This is a genomic window from Candidatus Jettenia sp. AMX1 (assembly GCF_030263775.1).
Lineage (GTDB): Bacteria > Planctomycetota > Brocadiia > Brocadiales > Brocadiaceae > Jettenia > Jettenia caeni.
In genome coordinates this window covers 1-4,312 of record NZ_SZPP01000087.1, presented here as the reverse complement: position 1 = coordinate 4,312, position 4,312 = coordinate 1, and the positions used below count along the sequence as shown (strand labels likewise).

Sequence of the window (4,312 nt, the reverse complement as noted above, 5' to 3'; positions counted from 1 at the left end):
ACCTCCTTTTTAGGGGTATATTCTATCACATCCCGCATTCTTTATCTCTCCGAGAGTCCGCTTTTTTATAAAAAATTTTGATAATTACGACACAGTCTCAGAGGGGAAGGAACACACCCCCAACCCCCTCTCAAGAGGGGAGTATAAAAGTCCCCTCTCGGGAGGGGATTTAGGGGTGGGTAAAAAGTCGTTGGGTTTTGCCTTTTAAAACCCAACCTAATTAAATGCATAGGAATTTCAATTCCGTAGGGAAACCCTTCAGGGTTGCTCTTACCCAGGTGCATTCCAACGGGGAAGCAAGGCTAAACCTAAACAGTCTGTCCGAGAATGCAATTGACTCACATGCCATACTAAATATTGTTATCGTGCTAATATTTTGTTAGCATATAGCATAGGATTTGCCGTGTGAAAGCATTCTCGGACAGACTGTAAAGCCTTGCCCTACGGTTTCATAAAAAATAAAAGTCGCCAAAGGCCTAATTAGATTTTCCTGCCTAATCCCGTAGGGATGTCATGATTATAGCAAAAACAGAGAGAAGGATTGTGAACCCCGAAGGGGTGACATGGGATATCCGCTTAGAGATGTCACCCCTTCGGGGTTGAATGCGGTATGTTCGGCTTCATACAAAATGTCCTATAGCCCCACAGGAGCGGCATGCTTTTTTTATGTATCAAACACATGGATAACCTCGGAGTTCTTCAGAAATTACACCTTATCAGATCGCTTCTGCGGAAGTTCTTTGGGTATTGAAATTTCATTTTAACACTTATAGATCTTTTTACTCTTTATGCCATTCCTCTCAAACGCATTTCTTGTATCCACAATATGTTCTGCATGCCTTTCTATAAAAGCATAGTCATACAGGGAATGGTCTGTCAAAAGAAGTGTAATATGCGCCTTTTTTAAAACCTCCTCGGTAAGCGCAACAGAACTCATATCAATATCAGGATAATGACGATGCCCCCTGCACTCGGGAACGTATGGGTCGTGGTATATCACATTCGCGCCATTTTTCTTTAAGAGCTGAATAATACGCAACGATGGTGATTCCCGCTGATCATCCACGTCTTTTTTATACGCCGTTCCTAACACAAGGATCTGAGAACCATGCAGAGCCTTCCCGATGGTATTTAAAACCTGCCCGACCCTCTCAACGACATAATACGGCATATTCGTATTTATCTCTCCTGCAAGCTCTATAAACCTGGTTGAAAATTCATACTCCCTTGCCTTCCATGTCAGATAAAACGGGTCTATCGGGATACAGTGCCCGCCAAGCCCCGGTCCCGGATAGAAGGCCTGGAATCCGAAAGGTTTCGTTTTTGCTGCTTCTATCACCTCCCATACATCAATTCCCATCTTATCAAAGAGCATCTTGAGCTCATTGACAAGGGCAATATTCACTGCCCGGTAAATATTCTCAAGCAGCTTTGTTGCCTCAGCAACCTTTGTTGATGATACCGGTATGGTTTTGACAACGACTGAATCATACAGCGCCCTGGTAGCCGCAAGGCATTTTTCTGTATAGCCGCTTACTATCTTTGGAATAGTTGAGGTAGAAAAATCCTTCCGGTTCGGGTCCTCTCTTTCAGGAGAGAATGCCAGATGGAAGTCTTCACCCGCCTTTAAACCCGTCTCTTCCAATATCGATCTCATATCCTCATCCGTAGTACCCGGATAGGTAGTTGATTCAAGAACGATTAACTGCCCCTTCCTGAGATACTGAGCAATGGTTCTTGTCGTGCCGAATACATAGGTCATGTCTGGCTCACGGTTTTTATTCAGAGGGGTTGGAACGCAGATGATAATACAATCCATATCGGAAAGTTTCGAGAAATCGGAAGTGGGAGAGAATCGCGACCCGTTGGCCATGATCCGTGAGCTATCGATATGTTTGATATAACTCTTTCCTTGTTTTAGTAATGCTACTTTTTTATCATCGATGTCGAAACCTGTTACCGGAAAACCTGCCCTGCAGAATTCAATGGCAAGGGGAAGACCCACGTAGCCAAGACCGATAATACCGATCAGAGATTGTTTGGTTTGAATTTTTTCGAGTAAACTTCCTGGAATTCTATTCATGTATTTTGTAAATGCGTGGTTAACATTACCTCCCCGGGTTATCTATATCTCTTGAAATAACTCATGAGAAATCATCCTCCAGAAACCGTATACTATAGATAAGGTGTATCCTATTGTCTAGATAATTTTATGGTAAATATTTGTGCTGGTTTTCAGACCCCGCCAGAATTAGTTTTACAGAACAGGGTAATTTTTTACAACATAATCCTTCTGATCAAGGCTAATAAACATTTCTCGAATAAAGCCCTTACCAGCATCCAGGCAAAGACGGTATTTGTCACCAGATATCTCCTCCACATTCTTTTGGGCTCACTCAAGAATCTGAAAAACCACTCTAACCCAATCCGTTGCATCCATACAGGGGCGCGTTTTACCTTCCCTGCTACAACGTCAAAACTCCCGCCAACCCCCATAGTAAAGGGTACTCCAAGAGAATCGAGGTATTTATTCAAGAATAATTCTTTTTTAGGACTACTCATTGCCACGAATAGTATATCAGCATGAGAATTTTGAATATTTGCAACAATTTCGCTTTCTTCTCTCTCGGAGAAATAGCCGTTCCTGTAACCAGCAATTTCAAGGTTAGGATATTGCGTATACCATACGTTAACTACCGCTTTAATAACTTCTTCGCTGGCACCTAAAAGATATACCCTGTATCCTTTCCATGCGGCATGCTTTATCAGATCTTGCATCAGATCAATCCCGGCAACCCGTTCCGGCACATAAAAGTTCATCAGTTGCGCTCCCCACACAATTCCCTGGCCATCAACATTTATCAGTCCACAGGAGTTAATAATTTCCCGTAAACGGTTATCTTTTTGCATCATTACCAACTTCGCAACATTTATCACTACATGCTGGGTTACTTCACGATTTTTGATTATTTCATCTATGCGCCCAAGTGTCTCTTCCATAGTCAGAGGATCAATATGAGCGCCGAAAAAATTAAACCTTTTCCGGATATTAAGATCATTCCCCGTCTTATTTTCTTGGGCTATTTTGCTCACGCTATGATTTAACCTTTAAAAAATTATATCATCATGTTACGACTTCAAGGTTCATAGAGAAAAAACTATACCAACGACCACAATCATAAAAATAAAAGGCATAACTCCTTGTATTATTTCAATATAGAGAAAATAAAGTGTTTACAAGGGATAAGAAAAGAAAATACTATGGATGTTAGGAAGGTAACACTAAGAGGTAAAAACAAGAAAAAATGAATTGTTTAACTGTTTACAGAATTGGTGGTTATATAAAAAACTAAAAAACTAACACCATACTGTTAGCTTTCTAACATTTCTTGTAACCTTATATAATGTGAAGAATTACGTAGTTATATGAGGCTGCCTTTGATAGCAGGGGCAGGTTTTCAAATCCACCCTCTACTCATGAAAAATAGAGACATCAGTTCAAAGTTCCCATGGGGTTATCTCATGTCTCGCTATAAAAGACGAATAGAGATAAAATATACCTTACCATGAAATCCTGAAGAGATGACATTCATGCAGACATCCCATGTCACCCCTTCGGGGTTGAAGGGCTTTTTTCTTCTTTTTCTATAATCATGACATCCCTACGGGATTAGGCAGGAAAAGGAAAGGAGAGATGCAAGATCTTGCGTCTATCCAGCGAAATGAACCCACCCCTAACCCCTCCCGGGAGGGGAATAAAAGCTGGTCCTCGACCCGATCGGGGAAAGTCCCCTCCCGGGAGGGGTTAGGGGTGGGTAAATCGGCACATGTATCAAGCTAAGAATAGTGTCCCATGGGAAGGAGGCTATCCCCCTGGAGAAAGAGCAATGTGTGTGCATGTTCCCCTCTAATCCCCCCTAACCCCCTTTAAAAAAGGGGGAAAGAAGGATAAACTTAGAAAAGGAGGAAGGATTTCCTTTTGAGAAAAATTTGCCTGATCAAACATAGCAAACTTTTCTCCATTTTCTAAAGCATTCACTATTTCCCCATTTTCTCAAGGGAGACTAAGGGAGATTATGCATTTCCCCTTTTCTAAAGGAGGACCAAGGGGGATTATACATTTCCCCCTTTTTTAAAGGGGGACTAAGGGGGATTATGGGTGGTTTGTTATTCTTCACCGTTTCCCTATTTTAGCTTGATTGTAGAGGAATTTTCATCTATGAAAAAGCATGTCAAGAAAAAATAATGTTCCTGTTGACAAAAAAGCAAAGGAACTGTTTTCTTGCCATGCGTCCTTCCCGCTTAATTGGGG

General features: G+C 41.6%; 2 protein-coding genes. Both read right to left on the bottom strand.

Annotated elements, in window-relative coordinates:
• Positions 1-760 precede the first annotated feature (760 nt).
• On the bottom strand, positions 761-2,083 hold the full coding sequence (locus FBQ94_RS17220) for a nucleotide sugar dehydrogenase (protein ID WP_007219923.1): 1,323 nt from the start codon (positions 2,081-2,083) through the stop codon (positions 761-763).
• Positions 2,084-2,277: 194 nt separating this feature from the next.
• Positions 2,278-3,093 carry a WecB/TagA/CpsF family glycosyltransferase gene (locus FBQ94_RS17215; protein WP_007219924.1) on the bottom strand — a complete coding sequence of 272 codons (816 nt, stop codon included), beginning with the start codon at positions 3,091-3,093 and terminating at the stop codon, positions 2,278-2,280.
• Positions 3,094-4,312: the final 1,219 nt, after the last annotated feature.